Origin of the sequence: Pseudomonas nitroreducens NBRC 12694 (assembly GCF_002091755.1) — a bacterium.
Taxonomy (GTDB): Bacteria; Pseudomonadota; Gammaproteobacteria; order Pseudomonadales; family Pseudomonadaceae; genus Pseudomonas; species Pseudomonas nitroreducens.
Map to the genome: position 1 here is coordinate 317,042 of NZ_BDAI01000005.1, position 20,215 is coordinate 337,256.

A 20,215-nucleotide genomic window follows, 5' to 3' on the forward strand; every position below is an offset into this window, starting at 1 on the left:
CCAGTCGACTGCCCGATCAACGGCCGTGGCTGTCGGTGTAGGGAAGCAGGGCCAGGTAACGGGCGCGCTTGATAGCGGTCGCCAGCTGACGCTGGTACTTGGCTTTGGTGCCGGTGATACGGCTCGGAACGATCTTGCCGGTTTCGGAAACGTAGGCCTTCAGGGTGTTCAGATCTTTGTAATCGATCTCTTTCACGCCTTCAGCGGTGAAACGGCAGAATTTACGACGACGGAAGAAACGTGCCATGTGTGTGGCTCCTCAATACTGGTCCGGGATTACTCGTCAGCGCTGTCGCGGCTATCTTCGCCGTCAGCGGACTCGCCCTCGTTCGACTCGGGACGCTCACGGCGCTCACGGCGCTCGTTGCGGCTCTCTTCGGCCTTCAGCATTTCGGACTGGCCGGTAACGGCTTCGTCGCGACGGATGACCATGTTACGGATCACGGCGTCGTTGTAACGGAAGTTGTCTTCCATCTCGGCCAGGGCCTTGGCGGTGCACTCGACGTTCATCAGAACGTAGTGAGCCTTGTGCACGTTGTTGATGGCGTAAGCCAACTGACGACGGCCCCAGTCTTCCAGACGGTGAACTTTGCCGCCGTCTTCTTCGATGGCCTTGGTGTAACGCTCGACCATGCCACCGACTTGTTCGCTCTGGTCCGGGTGAACCAGGAACACGATTTCGTAATGACGCATAAATGCTCCTTACGGATTGCAGCCTGCCGACTAAGCGGTCAGACAAGGAGTGAATGATTTTTTCCTTGCCACCAGAGAAGGCGCACGAGCGCCTGCCAGGACGGCAAGGGCCGACATTCTAGAGAAGCGTGCCGGGGGGCGCAAGGAAAACTGGTGAAACTTTGAACAGCGCAAGGCGGCGCCGGCCGCCTTGCGTGGGGACGTCAGGCGCCAGCCTTGATCTGGCGCTGGCGGACGATCTCGAACAGGCACACACCGGTAGCCACCGAGACATTCAGGCTGCTCACGCTGCCCTGCATCGGCAACTTGGCCAGGTAGTCGCAGTGCTCGCGGGTCAGGCGGCGCATGCCCTTGCCCTCGGCGCCCATCACCAGCACGGTCGGCCCGGTGAGATCGAGTTCGTAGAGCATCTGGGTCGCCTCACCGGCAGTGCCGACGATCCACAGCCCGCGCTGCTGAAGCTTCTCCAGGGTGCGCGCGAGATTGGTCACGGCGACCAGCGGGATCACCTCGGCGGCGCCGCAGGCGACTTTACGCACGGTGGCGTTGAGGGTCGCAGACTTGTCCTTAGGCACAATCACCGCCAGCGCGCCCGCCGCATCGGCGGTGCGCAGGCAGGCGCCGAGGTTGTGCGGATCGGTCACGCCGTCCAGTGCCAGCAGCAGTGCGGGACCGGTGGAGCGCTCCAGCAGCTCCTCCAGCATGTTTTCGCCCCACACCTGACTCGGGCTGACCTCGGCGACCACTCCCTGGTGAACGCCCTCGGCCCACTCGTCCAGCTCCTTGCGGTCGCGCGTACCCACCGGCACGCGCACCTGGCCGGCCAGCTCGACCAGCGTTTGGACGCGCGGATCATGCCGACCTTCGGCCAACCACAGTTGCTTGACCCGCTTCGGGTGATGGCGCAGCAACGCTTCTACGGCATGGACCCCGTAGACCTTTTCCCACTGACTCATTTCTTCGCCTTACCCTTGCCTGCCGGAGCGCCGGTCGATGCACCCGCCTTGGGCTGCGACGCCCCCTTGCGGTGCTTGGTTGACTTGCCGGACCGGGCCTTCTGCTTCGACGGATTGCGCGGCTTGCCAGCGGCGGACGCAGACTTGCCCTTGCCGGTCGCCGGCTTGTTACCGCCGACCTTGGCCTCTTCGAGCAGCGCTTTCTTCACTTCGCGGCTCTTGCGCACATCGGTATTGCCGAGCATCTCCTCGGCCTTGGCGAGCATATCCGGCGCCACCGACGGCAGCGCCTGGACCACGCCAACCTTGCGCTTGCGCGGCTGGTGCGACGGCACCACGGCCACGTCGGGAGCGAAGAACGGATCATCCGCCACCTGGGCGCGGGCCTTGGCCGACTTCTCCTTGGCAACTGCGCCCTTGGGCGCCTTGCCCTTGGCCACTTTGCCCTTGGCAACCGGCTCGGCCTTCTCGCCACGCTTCTTGCGGCCAATCGGCGCACTGAGCACGTTGTCGGAGAGCTCGAAATCGATCTTGCGCTCATCCAGGTCGACGCGCGCCACGACCACTTCCACGGCGTCACCCAGGCGGAAGCTGCGGCCAGTACGTTCGCCCGCGAGGCGGTGATGCACGGCATCGAAGTGGTAGTAGTCGCCCGGCAGCGCGGTGACGTGGACCAGGCCTTCGACGTAGATGTCAGTCAGTTCAACGAAGATGCCGAAGCCGGTCACTGCGGTGATCACGCCGGGGAAGGTCTCGCCCACGCGCTCGCGCATGAACTCGCACTTCAGCCAGTTGGTGACGTCGCGGGTCGCCTCGTCAGCGCGGCGCTCGGTCATCGAGCACTGCTCACCCAGCTGGGCAAGACGCGCCTCGTCGTACGGATAGATTCGCGCCTTGGGCATGCTGGCCGCGCCGACGCGCTGCACATGCTCGGAAGCCGCCTTGGAGCGGATCAGGCCACGGATGGCACGATGGGTCAGCAGGTCCGGGTAGCGACGGATCGGCGAGGTGAAGTGGGTATAGGCCTCGTAGTTCAGGCCGAAGTGGCCGGCATTCTCCGGGCTGTACACCGCCTGGCTCAGCGAACGCAGCATCACGGTCTGGATCAGCTGCAGGTCCGGGCGACCCTGAATGGACTCCAGCAGCTTCTGGTAGTCCGCCGGGGTCGGATCGCCCTTGCCCCGGTACAGCGTCAGCCCCAGCTCGCCGAGGAACTGGCGCAGGTTGTTCAGCTTCTCCTGCGGCGGGCCGTCGTGGACGCGGTACAGCGCCGGAATCGCGTGCTTCTCGAGGAATTTGGCGGTGGCGACGTTGGCCGCCAGCATGCATTCCTCGATCAGCTTGTGTGCGTCGTTGCGCTGGGTCGGACGAATCTCTGAGATCTTGCGGTCCGCACCGAAGACGATGCGGGTTTCCTGAGTCTCGAAATCGATGGCTCCACGCACATGGCGCGCACCGACCAGGACCTTGTACAGGTCATAAAGCGTGTTGAGGTGCGGCACCACCGCCGGCAGTTGTTCCTTCAGGCGCTGGCCTTCGGGGCTGTCCGGGGTTTCCAGGTACTGACTAACCTTGGTGTAGGTCAGGCGCGCGTGGGAATGAATGACCGCCTCGTAGAACTGGTAGTCGGTCATCTTGCCGGCCTTGGAGAGATTCATCTCGCAGACCATGGCCAGGCGATCGACCAGCGGATTCAGGGAGCACAGGCCGTTGGAGAGAATCTCCGGCAGCATCGGAATCACGCGTTCGGGGAAGTACACCGAGTTGCCGCGCTTGGCCGCCTCTTCATCCAGGGCGGAACCGACCTTCACATAATGAGAGACGTCGGCGATGGCGACGAACAGCTTCCAGCCACCACCTTTGCGCTTTTCGGCGTAGACCGCGTCGTCGAAGTCGCGGGCGTCCTCGCCATCGATGGTGACGAAAGGCAGGGCGCGCAGGTCGACGCGCTTCTCTTTATCCTTCTCCAGCACTTCAGGCTTGAGTTTGGCCGCTTCCTTCTCCACTGCCTCGGGCCAGGTGTGGGGAATGTCGTAGCTGCGCAGCGCGACTTCGATCTCCATGCCCGGCGCCATGTAGTCGCCGAGCACTTCCACCACTTCACCCTGGGCCTGGCGATGTACGCTCGGCCAGACGTCGATGCGCACCTGGACGAATTGATTGTGCTTGGCCTTGCCGGCCTTGCCCGGCGGGATCAGCACTTCCTGCTGGATCTTCGGGTTGTCGGCCACCACCGTGCCGATGCCGCTTTCATCGAAATAGCGGCCGACGATGGTCTCGTGGGCGCGTTCGACCACCTCCACCACGGCGCCTTCACGGCGGCCGCGGCGATCGAAGCCCGACACACGCGCCAAGGCGCGGTCACCGTCGAACACCAGGCGCATCTGCGTCGGGCTGAGGAACAGGTCGTCGCTGCCGTCATCGGGGATGAGGAAGCCGAAGCCGTCGCGGTGGCCGGCGATGCGGCCGAGGATCAGGTCGAGCTTGTCCACCGGCGCATAGGCGCCACGGCGGGTATAGATGAGCTGGCCGTCGCGCTCCATGGCGCGCAGTCGGCGGCGCAGCGCTTCTTCCGGCTCTTCGCCGGAGAGGCCAAGTTCATCCAGCAACTGGGCCCGCGTCGCGGGAGCGCCGCGCTCGGCGAGGTGCGCCAGGATGAGTTCACGGCTGGGGATGGGGTTGTCGTATTTTTCCGCCTCGCGGGCGGCCTCGGGATCGAGGTTTTGCCAATCGGCCATTAAAGTGCGGTCACCTTATATATAGGGGTATGGATCGCCATGTGCTTATTGAAGCGCGAAATCCGCTCGTCGGTCAGCTTCGGGCAAGAATAAATTTTTTATCGCATCAGGGGTTTACAAGCGAAAACGCTCTCCGTATAGTTCGCGCCCACAGCGTCAGACAGACGTTGTAACACGGAAACGATGAGTAATCATCGACTCCAGTGCCCAGGTGGCGGAATTGGTAGACGCACTAGGTTCAGGTCCTAGCGGTGGCAACACCGTGGAAGTTCGAGTCTTCTCCTGGGCACCACTTATTCAAGGATAAAGTCAGTCATTTACGGGCTTTGTCAGGCGGGTTCGGAACCCTGAAACCGAACGATAGACCGCTGGATGCAACCAAGGGTTGCATCACCGCAAGACGATGAGCGATCATCGCACCCCATGCTGAAAAGCATGCCCAGGTGGCGGAATTGGTAGACGCACTAGGTTCAGGTCCTAGCGGTGGCAACACCGTGGAAGTTCGAGTCTTCTCCTGGGCACCATCTTCAAACGAAAAAGCCGAGCACTGCTCGGCTTTTTCGTTTTCGGCTTTCCGCCTCGCCAAGAATTCAAACCAGGCGCAGGAGCGAGCTCTGCCGGCGATATCAGCCCCGCGCCCAGCCCGATCCCATCGCGGACAGCGCTCGCCTCCACACAAACACCGTGGCCGTGCGCACCTTCACGCCTTGAACTGCCCCAGGCTGGCGCGCAACTGACCGGCCAACCCATCGAGCACTCGCCCACTGCTGGCCGTCGCACTCACCGCTTCCGCGGCTCGACTTGCCTCGGCATGGATCACCTCGACCCGGCCGCGCACCGCCGCAGCACCAACCGCCTGCTGCTGCGCCGAATGGGTCGCCGCCTCGATGGCCCCGTGCACTTCCTCCACCGCACTCTGCACTTCACGCTGCAGCCGCTCGCTATCCTGCAACGCGGCCAACCCCTGAACAGCCTGCTCACGAGCCTGCCCGATAGCCGAGACTGCCTCCCGTGCACCCTGCTGCAACGCACCGATATGCGACTGGATATCGCCCGTGGACTGCTGGGTCTTGCTCGCCAGCGCTCGCACCTCGTCCGCCACCACGGCGAAACCGCGCCCACTTTCACCCGCGCGGGCCGCTTCTATGGCGGCGTTCAGTGCCAGCAGGTTGGTCTGTTCGGCGATGCCATGGATCACCGAGAGCACCACTTCGATCTGCTCGCTCTGCCGCGCCAGGCGCTCGATCACGCCGGCGCCGCTCTGCACACGGGACTCCAGGGTTTCGATCAGGCCACCGACCTTGCGGGCAATGGCTGCATTGTCCTGCGCCGCCTTGCGGATCTCTCCGACCCGAGCCAAGGCCGCCTCCATGGAGCGGCTCTCTATTTCCGCTTCCGCCGCCATCCCGGAAAGCGCCTCCAGGCTGCCGGCGACTTCATTGCGCTGCCGGTCCGTTGCCGCCTCGGCACTGGCACTGCGAGTGGCCAGCGCGGCAATTTCACTGCCGGTCTGCTGAGCAACCTGCCCGGCCTCCCGCACGATGGGCTGAAGCTTGTCGACGAAGCGATTCACCGCTGTCGCCATCTCGCCCAGCTCATCACGACTATCCAGGCGCACCCGGCGGGTCAGGTCACCCTCACCCGCCGCCAGGTCATTCAAGGCATTGATCAGCAGGCGCAGACGATTCACCACGCGATGACCGAGCACGACTGCCAGGCACAACAGCACACCAAGACCCACCAGCACCAAGCCCATACCGATGCGCCAACGCAGGGTACTCGCGGCCTCCTCGATGGAAGTCTTCGCGCCCAGGCTCATGCCGTCTGCCGCCTGTTTCGCCGACTGCAGACGCGCAGTCAGCGCCCTGGCGCTGTCGGCAGCTGCGCCGGCAAGGCTGCCCCCCACCAACTGATCACCACTGGCGACCAGGGCAGAGAAGCGCTGATCCAGCGCGGCGATCCGCTTCTCGATCGCATCGGTGGAAACACCCAGGCGCACTTTGCCGATTTCCACGCCATTCGGGCTGATCGGCGCTTCAACGAGAAACACCGAGCTGTCGTGGCTCGCGGCCTCCAGTACTTTGTCCAGCGCCCGCTCACCCTTGCCTTTTTCCAGCAGCGCCTTGACCCGCTCATCCTCGCGATTGAGGTAACGGGTGAGGTGCTGGCCCTGCGGATCGTCGTAGACCACGAAGAGCACATTGGGATTGGCCTGAGCGCGCCGAGCGTAATCGGAGAGCAGCGGCACGTCGTTATCCCACATGGCCTTGGGCGCCACGGCAGCCAACAACTGCGCCAATTCGGTGGCGGATTGGCGCAGGCTCTGCTCCAGGCTCTGGCGCAACTCGCCCTGCTCTTCTTCCAGCCGCGCGGAGAGCGCCGAGCCCAGGCGCTCGCGGGTACGCGCGGAAAGATCATTCAAACCGGAGGTCACTTCGCGACCGGCCTGCTCCAGCTCACCAGCCAGGCGTTGCGATTCGTTACCCAGGTGATCCCCCAGATTGCTGACCAGGCCATCGACGGTGCTGCGAGTGAGCCACAGGGCAATCGCCAGTTGCACCAGCAGTGCGATGCCCAAGGCAATGAATGCGGGGCGCAGCAAGCGGCTGCGCAGAAGCGACAGGACGGCGGACACGGCAGGCTTCCTCCGGGAGGCAACGGAACTCTGGCGCAGATGGCGCGCCGATCCATTTCACCAGCAAAGCCCGTGCCGGGCAGCAAAACACGGAGGGCAGAAACGACAACGGGCCGCATGAGCGGCCCGTCGCGGTACAGCGTGTGGATCAGCCGAACGGATGACGCAGGACGATGGTCTCGGCGCGGTCCGGGCCGGTGGAGATGATGTCGATGGGCGCGCCAACCAGCTCCTCGATGCGCTTGATGTACGCGCGCGCATTGGCCGGCAGGCCTTCCAGGCTCTGTACGCCGACGGTCGACTCGCTCCAGCCCGGCAGGTCTTCGTAGACCGGCTGCAGGCCGATGTAGCTGTCGGCATCGGTCGGCGCATCGGTCAGCAGTTCGCCGGCGGCATTCTGGTAGCCGGTGCAGATGCGCACGGTTTCCAGGCCGTCGAGGACGTCCAGCTTGGTCAGGCACAGGCCGGACAGGCTGTTGATCTCGATGGCGCGACGCAGGATGACGGCATCGAACCAGCCGCAACGACGGGCACGCCCGGTGGTGGCGCCGAACTCGTGACCGACCTTGGCCAGGCGGGCGCCGACTTCATCGAACAGCTCGGTCGGGAACGGGCCGGAACCCACGCGAGTGGTGTAGGCCTTGGTGATCCCCAGGATGTAATCCAGGAACAGCGGACCAAAGCCCGAACCGGTGGCGGTGCCGCCGGCCGTGGTGTTGGAGCTGGTGACGAACGGATAGGTACCGTGGTCGATGTCCAGCAGCGAACCCTGGGCGCCTTCGAACATGATGTTCTCATCGGCACGGCGCAGGTCGTGCAGGGTCGAGGTCACGTCGGCCATCAGCGGACGCAGCTCTTCGGCGTAGGCCATGCACTCGTCCAGAGTCTTCTGGAAGTCGACGGCCGGTTCCTTGTAATAGTTCTGCAGGACGAAGTTGTGGTAGTCCAGCAGCTCGCCCAGCTTGGCAGCGAAGCGCTCGCGGTGGAACAGATCGCCCACGCGCAGACCACGACGGGCCACTTTGTCTTCGTACGCCGGGCCGATGCCGCGACCGGTGGTGCCGATCTTGGCGTCGCCACGGGCCTTCTCGCGGGCCTGGTCCAGGGCCACGTGGAAGGACAGGATCAGCGGGCAGGACGGGCTGATGCGCAGGCGCTCGCGCACCGGTACGCCCTTCTCTTCCAGCTTGGCAATCTCGCGCATCAGCGCATCGGGCGCCAGCACCACGCCGTTGCCGATCAGGCACTGCACGCCTTCGCGCAGGATGCCCGACGGAATCAGGTGCAGCACGGTCTTCTCGCCAGCGACCACCAGGGTATGACCGGCATTGTGGCCGCCCTGGTAACGCACCACGGCAGCAGCCTGGTCGGTCAGCAGGTCGACGATCTTGCCTTTGCCCTCATCACCCCACTGGGTGCCCAGGACTACGACATTCTTACCCATAAACTTGTCCCCATCGTGGATGTTCGGTGCCGGCCGCGGCCGGCAGAAACTCGAGTGACGCGCCTCAGAGCGCGGCCACCTGCCAATTGCCATCGCGAACCAGCAGTTGCCGGTCGCAGCCCGCTTCGGTAGCCGAAGCCGCATCCTGCCCGGGCAGCGCCTGCACCACGCGCACGCCCTGACGGCGCAGCTGCTGCACCGCCTGCCACAAGCCGGCGCCATCGGCCGGCGCCCAGACTCCGGTGCGCGGCTCGTCGAGCTGGGCGCGGCCGAGAGTGACCAGGGTCTTGAGGTCGGTGGAAAAACCGGTCGCCGGACGGGCACGGCCGAAATCAGCGCCGATGTCGTCGTAACGACCGCCCTGGGCGATGGACTCGCCAACCCCAGGCACGAACGCGGCAAACACCACGCCCGTGTGATAGTGATAGCCACGCAACTCGCCGAGGTCGAAATAAAGCGGCAGCTGCGGGAAGCGCGCAGCCAGCGAGTCGGCGATGGCCGCGATGTCCGCCAGGGCGGCCTGCACCGGAGCCGGAGCCCCGGCAAGCACTTCACGCGCCTGGCTCAGCACCTCGCGGCCACCACACAGCTCAGCCAGCGCACGCAGCATGCCGGCGAGATCGCCCGGCAGGCCTTCGGTCAGCGCCGCGATTTCATCCACGGCCTTGCGCTGCAAGGCGTCGAACAGCAGTTGCTCGACTTCGCCGGACAGCCCGGCAGCCTGGGCCAGGCCACGGTAGATGCCAACATGACCGAGGTCCATGTGCACGTCCGGCACCTGGGCCATCTCGAGCATGTCGAGCAGCAGGCTGATGACTTCGACGTCACCCGCCGAGCCGGTATTGCCGTAAAGCTCGGCACCCAGCTGGATCGGGCTGCGCGAAGTCGCCAGCGCACGCGGGCGGGCATGCAGCACGCTGCCGGCGTAGCACAGGCGGTTCGGCCCTTCGCGACGCAGGCTGTGGGCGTCCATGCGTGCCACTTGCGGCGTGATGTCCGCACGGAAGCCCATCAGACGGCCGGACGCCGGATCAGTGACCTTGAAGGTACGCAGGTCCAGATCCTGGCCGGCACCGGTCAGCAGGGATTCCAGGTATTCGATATGCGGGGTGACGACAAACTCGTAACCCCAGCGCTGGAACAGGTCCAGCACCTGACGGCGGGCTGCTTCAACGCGAGCCGCCTCCGGTGGCAGCACTTCTTCGATCCCATCTGGCAGCAGCCAGCGGTCTACCGTTGCCATGTCGCCTCTCTCCTTTTTTAGGCCGGGCGGCACTTCAATGAATGCAGTAAAGAAGGACGGTGCCGAGCAGCATGCTGCCCAGCCCGATGAGTCTCAGACTGCGGTCGCCAAGGCGCCCGAGCCCGCTCACGGCGTCGCGCCAACCACGCGGGTACAGGAATGGAAGGATGCCTTCCAGCACCAGCAACAGACAGAACGCCTTGCCGAATTCCTGCCACATGGCTCTCGTACATCATTCTCGCGGACGCAAAAAAGCCGGGATTTCCCGGCTGACCCATGATAACACGATTTCTCCGACGGGCGCTGCCGCCCGCCGGAGACTTTGACTTACGGTTTAGCTTTTTCCAGATAGCGGAAGAACTCGCTGCTCGGATCGAGCACCAGCACGTCCTTCTTGTCCGCAAAGCTCTCGCGATAAGCCTTGAGACTGCGGGTGAAGGCGTAGAACTCCGGATCGGCAGAGTAGGCCTTGGCATAGATCGCCGACGCCTTGGCATCGCCGTCACCACGGGTTTCTTCCGATTCGCGATAGGCCTCGGCCAGCAGCACACGACGCTGACGGTCGGCATCTGCGCGGATACCTTCAGCCAGTTCGCGACCCTTGGCGCGGTGCTCGCGAGCTTCCCGCTCACGCTCGGTGCTCATGCGCTCGAACACGCTACGGTTCACTTCCTTGGGCAGGTCGATGGCCTTGACGCGAACGTCGACCACTTCGATACCCAACTCCTTCTGCGCCATGCGGTTCAGCGACGCAGTGATGTCACCCATCAGCGCATCACGCTCCCCCGACACGACTTCGTGCAGGGTGCGCTTGCCGAACTGGTCGCGCAGGCCGGCTTCCAGACGACGGGACAGACGCTCGTCGGCAATCTGCTTCATGCCGGAAGTCGCGGTGTAGAAGCGCTCGGCATCGGAGACGCGCCACTTGGCGTAGGCGTCGACCATCACCGCTTTCTTCTCCAGCGTCAGGAAGCGCTGGGTCGGCGAGTCCAGGGTCAGCAGGCGGCCATCGAACTTGCGCACCGTGTTGACGTACGGAATCTTGAAGTGCAGACCGGGCTTCACGTCCGGCTCGACCACGCGACCGAAGCGCAGCATGACGGCGCGCTCGGTCTGTTGCACCACGTAGACGCTGCTCCAGACGGCAACAGCAACCACCACACCCGCGATGAGGGCGATCAGGGACTTGTTACTCATCAGCGGCTCTCCCGGGTACGCGTGTCACGCTGCTGCAGGTCGCTGGCGACCCGCGAACCGATATCCGGCGTGCTGCTGCTCGCGCTGGGCGCGGTGCTCGGAGCTGCCGAACCACGGCCATCCATCATCTTGTCCAGCGGCAGGTAGATCAGGTTGTTCTGACCTTGCTGGCCGGTGACCAGCACCTTGCTGGTCTGGCTCAGGACATCCTGCATGGAGTCCAGGTACAGACGCTGACGGGTGACTTCCGGAGCCTTGTGATACTCACTGGCCAACTTGGTGAAGCGGTCTGCCTCACCCTGGGCGCGGGAAACCACTTCATCGCGGTAGCCGTTGGCTTCCTCGATGATGCGCTGGGCCTGGCCACGGGCTTCGGGCACCACGCCGTTGGCGTAGGCTTCGGCCTGGTTCTTCTCGCGCTGCTCGTCCTCGCGGGCACGGATCACGTCGTCGAACGCTTCCTGTACTTCACGCGGCGCGGCGGCACTCTGGATGTTCACCTGTGTCACCGTGATACCGGTCTTGTAGGTATCGAGGAAACGCTGCAGGCGATCACGCACCTCGGTGGCCATCTGTTCGCGGCCCTCGGTGAGGATCTTGTCCATGGTGGTGGAGCCGGCCACATGACGCAGGGCGCTTTCGGTGGCGTGCTGCAGGCTCACTTCCGGCTGGTCGACGTTGAGCACGAAGTCCTTCAGGTTGCTGACCTTGTACTGCACGGTCAGCGGAACCTCGACGATGTTCTCGTCTTCGGTGAGCATCTGACCCTGCTTGCTGTAGGCACGCTCGCGGGTGACGTTCTCCTGGAACTTCTTGTCGATCGGCGGGAAGTAGATGTTCAGGCCGGGGCCCACGGTGTCGTGGTACTGGCCAAAGCGCAGGATCACCGCCTGCTCCTGCTCATCCACGACGTAAATGGCGTTGTACAGCCACAGCACGGCGAGGATAGCCAAGCCGATACCGAACAGACCGAGGCTACCGCCCCGACCACTGCCGCCACCGCCCGAACCACTGCCGCGCTTGGGTTTGCCGAAAATTCCATTCAGGCTGTCTTGCAGCTTGCGGAAGGCCTCATCCAGATCAGGCGGGCCCTGGCGACCACCACCACGGCGTCCACCCCAGGGGTCCTGGTCGTTCTTGTTCGAGTTGTCACCCGGCTCATTCCAAGCCATAGCGCTCTCCATCTGATAACGCGAAAACGCGCCTACGGCGCGCCCACCTATGCTACCGAATGCCCATTACCCTGCCAAAAACAGTGTGCCGGGCTTTATTGCAAAGTGTGTTGCGCAATGAACTCCGACGGCTGCCAGCCTTCGCGGCTCACCATGCGGTTCAACTCGACACGCGGCAGGCGGACCTGCAAAACGGCGCGTCCTTGTTCGTCGTGATTCTCAGACTGTACCGCACCCAGCTCGAAGAACTGAGCCCGAAGTCGTCCCAGGCGCTGCGGCAGGCAGAGCGTTCCCACGAACATGTCCTCCCCCAGCAACTCGGAAATCGCCTGCTCCAGCAATTCCAGCCCACGCGATTCACGCGCCGACAGCCAGACACGGACCGGCTTACCCAACTCGTCGCGCTGGATCATCGGCTGCAGGTCCGGCAACAGGTCGATCTTGTTGTACACCTCAAGCATCGGCAACTCGTTCGCGCCGATCTCCTTGAGCACTGCCAGCACCTGCTCGATCTGCGCATCGCGATCCGGCTCGTGGGAGTCGATCACATGCAGCAGCAGGTCGGAGTTGCTGGACTCTTCCAAGGTAGCCCGAAACGCCTCCACCAGCTTGTGCGGCAGGTGGCGAATGAAGCCTACGGTGTCAGCCAGCACGATCGGCCCAACGTCATCGAGTTCCAGACGGCGCAAGGTCGGGTCGAGGGTGGCGAACAACTGGTCGGCCGCGTAGACCTCGGATGTGGTTAGCGCATTGAACAGCGTGGACTTGCCGGCGTTGGTGTAACCCACCAGGGACACCGCCGGAATCTCCGCACGGCGGCGGCCACGGCGGGCCTGCTCGCGCTGGCTGCGAACCTTTTCCAGGCGCGACTTGATCTGTCGGATACGCCCACGCAGCAGGCGGCGGTCGGTTTCCAGCTGGGTTTCACCCGGGCCACGCAGGCCGATACCACCTTTCTGGCGCTCAAGGTGAGTCCAGCCGCGCACCAAACGCGTGCTCATGTGTTCCAGCTGGGCGAGCTCCACCTGCAGCTTGCCCTCGTGGGTGCGGGCGCGCTGGGCGAAGATATCGAGAATCAGACCCGTACGATCGAGCACGCGGCACTCGAGCGCTCGCTCGAGGTTGCGCTCCTGGCTCGGCGTGAGGGTGTGATTGAAGATGATCAGCTCGACCTTCTCGGCGTGGACGAGGTCGTGCAATTCTTCGACCTTGCCGCTGCCGATCAGGTACTTGGCTGAGGGCTGATGGCGCGAAATGCTGACGAAAGCAACCGATTCCGCGCCTGCCGAACGGGCCAGCTCCTGGAATTCCTGCGGGTCTTCGCGCGCCTCGGGGTCCTGACCTTCCAGATGGACCAGAATGGCCCGTTCCCCACCACCCGGGCGCTCAAAGAACAAGGCGGACTCCCGTCAAACGTTGCCCGGCTCGGCCGGTTGATCACCGGTGGGCAGGCGCACGGGGCGGCTGGGGACCACGGTGGAAATAGCGTGTTTGTAGACCATCTGGCTGACAGTGTTCTTCAGCAGGATGACGAACTGGTCGAAGGATTCGATCTGACCCTGCAGCTTGATGCCGTTGACCAGGTAGATGGAAACCGGAACGCGTTCTTTGCGCAGGGTATTGAGGTAAGGGTCTTGTAGCGAATGCCCTTTTGACATATGCCGCACTCCTTGTAAGGGTAAAATACTGATTTAGTAGTAGTCGAATTTGGCTTAACGCCGTCCTGAACCCCAAGGATAGACGGCCGGAATTAAGGTCTCGAGCCTATATGGAGACCGCCTCAAAGTATTTCAAGGCACGCGGCAAATTGTCGCTTGCCTGACTGTCCAACCAGTGTAGATCGCTCCAGCTGCGGAGCCAGGTGAACTGGCGCTTGGCCAGCTGCCGCGTGGCGATGACGCCACGCTCCACCATCTCAGCGTAGGACAGTTTGCCCTCGAGGTAATCCCATACCTGTCGGTAACCCACCGCTCTTATGGACGGCAGCCCCACGTGCAAGTCACTTCTTGCGCGAAGGCGTTCGACCTCGGCGATGAAGCCCTGTTCCAGCATCTGGTCAAAACGTTGCGCGATACGCTCGTGCAACACCTGGCGCTGCAGAGGCGCAATCGCCAGGTGAGCCACAGTATACGGTAATTGTCCACCGCCTTGCGCGCCAAGACCCGCATTTTCACTAGCCTGGCGAAGGCGGTGTGCAGTCATGGACATACCGCTGACACGGAAGACCTCAAGCGCCCGGACAAGCCGCTGGGGGTCGTTGGGGTGGATGCGCGCCGCCGACTCCGGGTCGACGCGGGCGAGTTCCGAGTGCAGGGCACTCCAGCCTTCGGCGGCCGCCCAGGCTTCCAGTTCGGCACGTACGACGGGGTCGGCACTGGGCATATCGGCCAGGCCTTCCAGCAACGCCTTGAAATACAACATGGTGCCGCCGACCAGCAGCGGGATCTTTCCGGCCGCGGTGATTTCGGCCATGGCCGCCAGGGCGTCGGCGCGGAACTCCGCTGCCGAATAGGCCTCGCTGGGGTCACGGATATCGATCAGTCGGTGCGGGAATTCCTCCAGCACCTCGCGCGGTGGCTTGGCGGTGCCGATATCCATGTCGCGATAGATCAGCGCCGAGTCCACGCTGATCAGCTCCACCGGCAGCAGACGCGCCAGCTCCAGCGCCAGGTCGGTCTTGCCGGCGGCGGTGGGGCCCATGAGGAAAATGGCGGGAGGCAAGGACATCGGGAGCTCGTTATTGCGCACTGCTGAATCGATTGGCGCGCAGTTTACTGCACTTTCCTGAACGCAACCTTACGGAAATCAACGTCCGCGCAGGAACAGCTTGTCCAGCTCGTCGAGCCCCAGTTGTGTCCAGGTCGGCCGGCCGTGGTTGCACTGGCCGCTGCGCTCGGTCACTTCCATGTCGCGCAGCAGGCCGTTCATCTCCGGCAGCGTCAGGCGGCGATTGGCGCGCACGGCGCCGTGGCAGGCCATGGTGCCGAGCAGCTCGTTGAGGTGCGCCTGGATACGGTCGCTGGTGCCGTACTCCAGCAGGTCGGCGAGCACGTCGCGCACCAACTGGGTGGCCTCGGCCTGCTTGAGCAGCGCGGGAATCTGGCGGATCGCCAGGGTCTCCGGACCGAGCCGTTGCAGTTCGAAGCCGAGCTTGGAGAACCAGCTGCCATGCTCCTCCGCGCAGTCCGCCTCACGCTCGCTGACAGCGATGGATTCAGGCACCAGCAGCGGCTGACCACGCAGGCCTTCGCTGGCCATGGCGGTCTTCAGGCGCTCATACATGATGCGCTCGTGGGCCGCGTGCATATCCACCAGCACCAGGCCGTGGGCGTTCTCCGAAAGGATGTAGATACCCTTGAGCTGCGCCAGGGCATAGCCCAGCGGCGGCACATCCTGGCTGCTTTCCGGCAACGCCTGCGGCACCTGGTCGGGCAGCGGAGCAAAATAGGCCTGGTAGGCGCCCTGGGCCTCCTGGATCGGCGGTATTTCCGGGCGCGTCGGCTGGTAGCTGAAGCCACCGCCACCGGATCCGCCGGAAGATGGGCTGGGCTGCCAGGCACGCGCGGCGACCGGAGCCTCCAGCACGGTCTCGGACAGGCGCATCTCGCCCTGCGGACCGAACTCGCCGGCCTCCGCACCCGTGGGGCGCGGCGCAGTCAGGGTGGTGGCGCCCGGCGGAGCCAACTGGTCGTCGGGGCGTACTTCCGCCAGCGCCCGGTGCAGGGTGCCGTAGAGGAAGTCGTGGACCATGCGACTGTCGCGGAAGCGCACTTCGTGCTTGGTCGGGTGGACGTTGACGTCCACCACCGCGGGATCGACTTCGAAGAACAGCACGAAGGTCGGATGCCGGCCGTTGTACAGCACGTCACGATAGGCCTGGCGCACGGCGTGGGCGACCAGCTTGTCGCGCACCATGCGGCCGTTCACGTAGAAGTACTGCAGGTCAGGCTGACTGCGGGAGAAGGTCGGCAGACCGACCCAGCCCCACAGGTGCAGGCCGTTGCGCTCCACTTCGATGGGCAGGGCCTGTTCAAGGAAACCAGCGCTGCACACGGCGCCGACGCGGCGGGCACGGGAGGCTTCGTCCTTGGCTTCATGCAGCGAGAGGATGGTCTTGCCGTTATGGCGCAGATGGAATGCCACGTCGAAGCGCGCCAGCGCCAGACGCTTGATGACTTCCTGCAGATGATCGAATTCGGTCTTCTCGGCGCGCAGAAACTTGCGTCGCGCCGGGGTGTTGAAGAACAGGTCGCGTACCTCGATGCTAGTGCCCACCGGGTGTGCCGCCGGCTTCACGGTGGACTCCATGTCGCGGCCTTCGACCTCCACCTGCCAGGCCTGCTCGGCATCGGCGGTGCGGGAGGTCAGGGTCAGACGCGAGACGGAGCTGATCGAAGCCAGCGCCTCGCCGCGGAAGCCCAGGCTCATCACCCGCTCCAGGTCTTCCAACTCGCGAATCTTGCTGGTGGCGTGGCGCGCCAGCGCCAGGGGCAGGTCGTCGGCCGGGATGCCGCTGCCATCGTCACGTACGCGCAGCAGCTTGACGCCGCCCTGTTCGACCTCGATGTCGATGCGCTTGGCACCGGCGTCCAGGCAGTTCTCCAGCAGTTCCTTGATGACCGAGGCGGGCCGCTCGACCACTTCGCCGGCAGCGATCTGGTTCGCCAGCCGCGGAGTCAGCAGCTGGATTCGGCGAACGTCACTCATTGCTGCGACGCCAGGGAGGTGCCCGGGATCTTCAGCACCTGACCGATCTTCAGCTCGTCGCTCTTGAGCGAGTTGGCGCTGCGGATCGAGGCCGTGCTGACATCGAAGCGGCTGGCAACCATCGCCAGGCTGTCGCCACTGCGCACGACGTATTCACGCGGACCGGAAGCCAACTGGCCGCCGTCGCGCAGCGAGGCGATGTAGGTGCCCGGCGGCGGGGTCTGCACGAAGTACTGACGCACGCCCGCAGCGATGGAGCGCGCCAGGGCCTGCTGGTGCGAGCCGCTGGCGAGCTTGGCCGATTCGTTCGGGTTGGAGATGAACCCGGTTTCCACCAGGATCGACGGGATGTCCGGGGACTTCAGCACCATGAAGCCGGCCTGCTCCACACGGCGCTTGTGCAGCGGGGTGACGCGGCCGACGCTGGTCAGCACCTTGTGGCCGACGTCCAGGCTGGAAGACATGGTGGCGGTCATCGACAGGTCGAGCAGCACGCCGGCGAGCATCTTGTCCTTGTCGTCGAGGTTCACGCCGCCGTCGCCGCCGATGAGGTCGGAGCGGTTTTCCGTGTCGGCCAGCCAGCGCGCGGTCTCGGAGGTAGCGCCACGGTCGGACAGGGCGAATACCGAGGCACCGAAGGCGCTGCGGCTGGGCGCGGCGTCGGCGTGGATCGAAACGAACAGGTCCGCGCCCTTCTTGCGGGCGATCACGGTGCGGTTGCGCAGTGGGATGAAGTAGTCGCCGGTGCGCGTCAGTTCGGCGCGGAAGCCTTTCATCTGGTTGATCTGCCGCTGCAGTTCGCGGGCGATCGACAGCGTGATGTTCTTCTCGTGCAGACCATTCGGGCCGAGGGCACCAGGGTCTTCACCGCCGTGACCGGCGTCGATGGCGATCACCACGTCACGCTTGCCGCCACTGCTGGGCGCGGGAATCTTGGCCACCGACTGGGCGGGGCTGACCGGCGTGGCGGGCACGCTGGGGGTCGGGGTCGCCGGGACGTCCGGGGCAATGTCGGCGCCCTGGTCATAGAGGTCGACGACCAGGCGGTTGCCGTACTGCTGGTTCGGCGGCAGCACGAAGCTCTTGGGCGTGACCTGGTTCTTCAGGTCCAGCACCAGGCGCAGGTCGGTGGGCGAGCGCTGGGCGGAGCGCATCGCGGTGATCGGGGTATTGCCGAGTTTGAGCTTGTCGAGGGCGGCGGACATCTGTGCGCCGTTGATGTCGACGACGATACGGTTGGGTGCGCTCAGGGTGAACAGACTGTGCTGCACAGGGCCGGACAGATCGAACACCAGACGCGTGTTGTCCGGCGCGCGCCAGATGCGCACGCTCTTGATTTGCGTGGCGGCAGAAACCTCACCGGCAACGAATGCCAGCAGAACGGACACCCCGATAAACAACGCCCGAAGGCGCAACCCCCAACCCATCTTTTTTCTATGCTCCCGTGGCCAGGGCGGCACACCAGGCTTCGCCCCGTGTTCCGTGCGGGTCGAGGCGCAGCATGCGTCCGCCCGCATGCGGAACAATGGTAATGTCCATGTCGGCCTTTGGCAAAATGCCTTTGCCACGCTCCGCCCACTCGATCAGGCACAACGCATCGCCCTCGAAGTAGTCGCGGATGCCGAGGAACTCCAGTTCCTCCGGATCGGCAAGGCGATAGAGATCGAAGTGGAAGGCGCGCAGATCGCCGATTTCGTAGGGCTCGACCAGGGTGAAGGTCGGACTCTTGACCGCTCCACCGTGGCCCAATCCCCGCAGGATGCCGCGCGACAGCGTGGTCTTGCCCGCCCCCAGGTCGCCATGCAGATAGATCACTCCGCGCCCGCCGGTCGCCTCGGCGATCCGCCGACCAAGATCGACCATGGCCTCTTCGCCATCGGCGAACAGATTCAGTTCAGGCATGGGCACAACTCCTCGAGCAGCTGACGAACGGCAGGAATCAGATCGGCGGCGGCCAGTCCGCGACCTTGCGCGCCGAGCGACTCGCCGGCGCGCGCGTGCAGCCAGACCGCCAGGCAAGCGGCATCGAATGCAGGCAACCCCTGCGCCAGCAGCGCACCGAGGATGCCGGAAAGCACGTCACCCAGCCCGGCGCCCGCCATGGCTGGATGACCGTGATCGCACAGCGCGAGCCGGCCATCCGCGGACGCGATCAGGCTGCCGACGCCCTTGAGCACGACCACCGCCTGATAGCGCTGCGCCAGTGCGAGAGCAGCCTTGGGACGATCCGCCTGAACCTCCGCGGTGGAGATTCCCAGCAGGCGCGCCGCTTCGGCGGGATGGGGAGTGATCACCCAGTCGCCGGACGGGCGGGCCACCCGCTCTTCGGCCAGCAGATTGAGCGCATCGGCGTCCCACACCTGTCGGCGCTCCAGGCTCGCTGCGGCGCTGACCAGTACGCGCCCCCAGGCGTCACGACCGACGCCAGGGCCGACCACCAGCACATCGGCCCGCTCGGCGAGGCGCAGCAGCTCTGCGGAAGAGGAGACGCCGCGTGCCATCAGTTCGGGGCGACGAGCCAGCGCAGCGGGCACGTGGACTGCACGGGTCGCCAGGGAAACCAGCCCGGCGCCGCAGCGTAGCGCGCTCTCCGCCGCCAGCAGAACGGCGCCGCCCATGCCGGTGTCGCCGCCGATCACCAGCGCATGGCCGAACAGGCCCTTGTGCGCAGCCTTGGGGCGCGCTGCGAGGCAGGGCAGGGAAGCTGCAGCGAGCCGGCGCGCCAGGCTGCTTTCGGGAAGCAGCGCAGGATCGGCATCGAGCCCGTCGAATACCAGCTCGCCGCACTGGTCGGGCCCCTGAGCAGTAAACAGGCCAAGCTTGAGGCCAATGAAGGTCACCGTCAGATCGGCGTTCACCGCGCAGCCCAGCACTTGTCCGGTATCGGCGCTGAGGCCGGAAGGGATGTCCACGGCCAGGACCGGCAGGCCGCTGGCGTTGATCGCCGCGATGGCCGAGGCATAGGGCTCGCGCACCTCGCCGCCGAGGCCGGTGCCCAGCAGCGCATCCACCAGCACACCTCGCAGTTCGGCGCGGTCGCTCCAGGCCTGGACATCCACGCCGACCGCGCGCGCCTCGCCATGGGCCGAGGCGGCATCGCCAGAGAGGCGGGAGGCATCGCCCACTGCCAGCACGCGTACGCGCCAGCCGGCGCGCAGGGCCAGAGCGGCGATCAGGTAGCCGTCGCCGGCATTGTTGCCGTGGCCGGCCAGCACGGTAACCTCGCCGGCATCCGGCCACTGGCGACGCAGGGCGCGCCAGGCGGCATGGGCGGCGCGGCGCATCAGCTCGAAGCCGGGCGTGCCGGCCGCGATCAGGCGCGCATCGAGGTCGCGCACCTGCTGGGCGCTGTACAGATTCAGGGGCAGATCGTCGTGGGCAGTCATCGCTGTTCCGGGCGGCAGAATGTGTCGCCTGAGAGCCTGTTCAA

At 64.9% G+C, this 20,215-nt stretch carries 17 protein-coding genes and 2 tRNA genes; 2 read left to right on the top strand and 17 right to left on the bottom strand.

The window, feature by feature from the left end; translation table 11 throughout:
* Positions 1-16: 16 nt before the first annotated feature.
* From rpsR to rnr, 4 genes are all read right to left on the bottom strand, one after another.
* Positions 17-247, bottom strand: a complete 231-nt coding sequence (rpsR, locus tag PNI01S_RS16345; RefSeq protein ID WP_003095634.1) for a 30S ribosomal protein S18 — start codon at positions 245-247, stop codon at positions 17-19.
* 29 nt (positions 248-276) lie between these two features.
* The gene (gene rpsF / locus PNI01S_RS16350) at positions 277-693 is read right to left on the bottom strand and encodes a 30S ribosomal protein S6 (protein ID WP_015479136.1); all 417 of its coding nucleotides are present in this window, start codon (positions 691-693) and stop codon (positions 277-279) included.
* Between the two features lie 203 nt (positions 694-896).
* Positions 897-1,649 carry a 23S rRNA (guanosine(2251)-2'-O)-methyltransferase RlmB gene (gene rlmB, locus PNI01S_RS16355; protein ID WP_084358618.1) on the bottom strand — a complete coding sequence of 251 codons (753 nt, stop codon included), beginning with the start codon at positions 1,647-1,649 and terminating at the stop codon, positions 897-899.
* On the bottom strand, positions 1,646-4,387 hold the full coding sequence (rnr, locus tag PNI01S_RS16360) for a ribonuclease R (RefSeq protein WP_084358619.1): 2,742 nt from the start codon (positions 4,385-4,387) through the stop codon (positions 1,646-1,648). Before rnr ends, rlmB begins: the two co-directional genes overlap by 4 nt.
* 205 nt (positions 4,388-4,592) lie before the next feature.
* Between rnr and PNI01S_RS16365 the strand changes: the two genes are divergently transcribed.
* Positions 4,593-4,679 (top strand) — tRNA-Leu (locus PNI01S_RS16365).
* A gap of 145 nt (positions 4,680-4,824) precedes the next feature.
* Positions 4,825-4,911, top strand: a tRNA-Leu gene (locus tag PNI01S_RS16370).
* Between the two features lie 176 nt (positions 4,912-5,087).
* Here PNI01S_RS16370 and PNI01S_RS16375 read toward each other — a convergent pair.
* The 13 genes from PNI01S_RS16375 to PNI01S_RS16435 all read right to left on the bottom strand — a co-directional run bounded on the left by PNI01S_RS16375 (position 5,088) and on the right by PNI01S_RS16435 (position 20,171).
* Positions 5,088-7,022 carry a methyl-accepting chemotaxis protein gene (locus PNI01S_RS16375; protein ID WP_024764330.1) on the bottom strand — a complete coding sequence of 645 codons (1,935 nt, stop codon included), beginning with the start codon at positions 7,020-7,022 and terminating at the stop codon, positions 5,088-5,090.
* A 148-nt stretch (positions 7,023-7,170) separates the two neighbouring features.
* Entirely contained in the window at positions 7,171-8,466 is a 1,296-nt protein-coding gene (locus PNI01S_RS16380) for an adenylosuccinate synthase (RefSeq protein WP_038803347.1), read from the bottom strand.
* Positions 8,467-8,530: 64 nt separating this feature from the next.
* Positions 8,531-9,709: an ATP phosphoribosyltransferase regulatory subunit gene (locus tag PNI01S_RS16385; RefSeq protein WP_024764329.1), complete on the bottom strand. Its 1,179-nt coding sequence runs from the start codon at positions 9,707-9,709 to the stop codon at positions 8,531-8,533.
* 34 nt (positions 9,710-9,743) lie between these two features.
* Positions 9,744-9,929: a DUF2065 domain-containing protein gene (locus PNI01S_RS16390; protein ID WP_037012084.1), complete on the bottom strand. Its 186-nt coding sequence runs from the start codon at positions 9,927-9,929 to the stop codon at positions 9,744-9,746.
* Between the two features lie 107 nt (positions 9,930-10,036).
* Positions 10,037-10,906 (bottom strand): protease modulator HflC, encoded by an 870-nt coding sequence (gene hflC, locus PNI01S_RS16395; protein WP_024764328.1) that lies wholly within the window; start codon positions 10,904-10,906, stop codon positions 10,037-10,039.
* A complete protein-coding gene (gene hflK / locus PNI01S_RS16400) occupies positions 10,906-12,078 on the bottom strand; it encodes an FtsH protease activity modulator HflK (RefSeq protein ID WP_024764327.1) in 1,173 nt (390 codons plus the stop codon). The genes hflC and hflK overlap by 1 nt, the downstream gene beginning before the upstream one ends.
* 95 nt (positions 12,079-12,173) lie before the next feature.
* Positions 12,174-13,475: a ribosome rescue GTPase HflX gene (gene hflX / locus PNI01S_RS16405; protein ID WP_024764326.1), complete on the bottom strand. Its 1,302-nt coding sequence runs from the start codon at positions 13,473-13,475 to the stop codon at positions 12,174-12,176.
* A gap of 12 nt (positions 13,476-13,487) precedes the next feature.
* A complete protein-coding gene (gene hfq / locus PNI01S_RS16410; RefSeq protein WP_017520393.1) occupies positions 13,488-13,736 on the bottom strand; it encodes an RNA chaperone Hfq in 249 nt (82 codons plus the stop codon).
* Between the two features lie 106 nt (positions 13,737-13,842).
* Positions 13,843-14,805, bottom strand: a complete 963-nt coding sequence (gene miaA / locus PNI01S_RS16415; RefSeq protein WP_065085564.1) for a tRNA (adenosine(37)-N6)-dimethylallyltransferase MiaA — start codon at positions 14,803-14,805, stop codon at positions 13,843-13,845.
* Positions 14,806-14,883: 78 nt separating this feature from the next.
* Positions 14,884-16,785, bottom strand: coding sequence for a DNA mismatch repair endonuclease MutL (mutL, locus tag PNI01S_RS16420; RefSeq protein WP_084358620.1), 1,902 nt, complete (start codon positions 16,783-16,785; stop codon positions 14,884-14,886).
* The gene (gene amiB, locus PNI01S_RS16425) at positions 16,782-18,212 is read right to left on the bottom strand and encodes an N-acetylmuramoyl-L-alanine amidase AmiB (protein WP_083196183.1); all 1,431 of its coding nucleotides are present in this window, start codon (positions 18,210-18,212) and stop codon (positions 16,782-16,784) included. Before amiB ends, mutL begins: the two co-directional genes overlap by 4 nt.
* 7 nt (positions 18,213-18,219) lie before the next feature.
* Entirely contained in the window at positions 18,220-18,687 is a 468-nt protein-coding gene (gene tsaE / locus PNI01S_RS16430; RefSeq protein WP_037012078.1) for a tRNA (adenosine(37)-N6)-threonylcarbamoyltransferase complex ATPase subunit type 1 TsaE, read from the bottom strand.
* Positions 18,675-20,171 carry an NAD(P)H-hydrate dehydratase gene (locus tag PNI01S_RS16435; RefSeq protein WP_084358621.1) on the bottom strand — a complete coding sequence of 499 codons (1,497 nt, stop codon included), beginning with the start codon at positions 20,169-20,171 and terminating at the stop codon, positions 18,675-18,677. The genes tsaE and PNI01S_RS16435 overlap by 13 nt, the downstream gene beginning before the upstream one ends.
* Positions 20,172-20,215 lie beyond the last annotated feature (44 nt).